The 1,536-nt window shown below is 59.6% G+C and carries 1 protein-coding gene; it reads left to right on the forward strand.

The features are described 5' to 3' along the window. Positions 1-77: 77 nt before the first annotated feature. Positions 78-1,466 (forward strand): IS1182 family transposase, encoded by a 1,389-nt coding sequence (locus BLR85_RS28255; RefSeq protein WP_093165227.1) that lies wholly within the window; start codon positions 78-80, stop codon positions 1,464-1,466. Positions 1,467-1,536 lie beyond the last annotated feature (70 nt).

The raw sequence follows: 1,536 nt of genomic DNA on the forward strand, positions 1-1,536 counted from the left end.
TATTTCGTTTAAAAACTCCCGTTGTTTTGGGCCGTGATCGCTGATTCAATCGTCTCAATTGAGAGGAGGTTTCGGCGATGATGGGACCGCGACAGGAGGCGCAGGGTGCGCTGTTCTACGACTTTTCGCTGGAAGATCCTGTACCCCGAGACCATCTGCTGCGGTCGATCGATCGTTTCGTCGACCTGAGCAGCATGCGCTCGCACATCGCGGCGTTCTACAGCCACACCGGACGTCCTTCGATCGATCCCGAGCTGCTGATCCGAATGCTGATCGTCGGCTACTGCTTCGGTATCCGGTCGGAGCGGCGGTTGTGCGAGGAGGTGCATCTCAACCTGGCGTACAAGTGGTTTTGTCGGCTCGACCTGACTGACCCGGTCCCGGATCATTCGAGCTTCTCGAAGAACCGCCACGGTCGGTTCCGCGAGAGCGAGCTGTTGCGCCACCTGTTTGAGACGGTCGTCGCGCGATGCATTGAGGAAGGATTGGTGAGCGGGCAACGCCTGGCGGTCGATGCCAGCTTGATAGAAGCAGATGCCAACAAGCAGAACTCGACGCCGAAGGAAGAATGGGACGTGCGGAGCATTGATCCTGCCGATGCGCCCCGGGCTGTCAGGGAATATCTTGAAGTCCTGGATCATGAGGCGTTCGGCGCGGCCAGCGAGGTGGATCCCAAATTCACTTCGCATTCCGATCCAGCCAGCCAGTGGACTGCGGCCCGCAAGGGTCCGGCATTCTTCTCCTATTCCGACAACCACCTGATCGACACGGATTTCGGGGTGATCGTGGATGTCGAAGGAACGCGGTCGATCCGGCAAGCCGAGGTCGGATCGACGCGGACGATGATCGACCGCGTGGAGGACAAGTTTGGTATCGTGCCGGAGTGGTTGATCGCGGATACGGCCTACGGGTCGGGGCCGATGCTGGGCTGGCTGGTCGACCGCCAGATCGACCCGTACATCCCGGTCATCGACAAGGCCGGTCGTCCCGATGGTACCTGGACCCGCACCGACTTCGAATGGGATGCCGAGAACGACCAGTATGTCTGCCCCGAGGGGCACGCGCTGAAGCAGTTGCGCCGCAACTATTGCGATCCCAATCGCGGGCCGACCGGCAAGGGCGTCGCCAAGTATCGCGCGCTGAAACTGACCTGCCAGAGTTGCCCTTCAAAGGCGCGCTGCTGCCCAAACGCGGATTTCCGATCCATCACGCGCGAAGAACACGAAGACGCCCGTCAGACAGCCCGAGACCTCGCCAAAACCGACCAATACGAGATCGCCATGAAGCTGCGGAAGAAGGTCGAGATGCTGTTCGCCCATCTGAAGCGGATACTCGGCCTCAACCGGCTCCGACTACGCGGTCCAAACGGCGCCAACGATGAATTCCTCCTCGCAGCCACCGCACAGAACCTCAGGAAACTCGCCAAGCTCCTTCCTGCACCTGCAGCATTGCCGAAAGCGCCATGAACAAAGGCGCTCACACCGTTTTTTGAAGCCAATTTTCTGACTTGCAGCGCATTGTTTTTCAACGGAATCG

Origin of the sequence: Aliiruegeria lutimaris (assembly GCF_900099935.1) — a bacterium.
GTDB classification, from domain to species: Bacteria; Pseudomonadota; Alphaproteobacteria; order Rhodobacterales; family Rhodobacteraceae; genus Tropicimonas; species Tropicimonas lutimaris.

Excerpts from the sequence above, each read along its gene's own strand:
- BLR85_RS28255 (WP_093165227.1), top strand. The coding sequence starts at position 78 with ATGATGGGACCGCGACAGGAGGCGCAGGGTGCGCTGTTCTACGACTTT.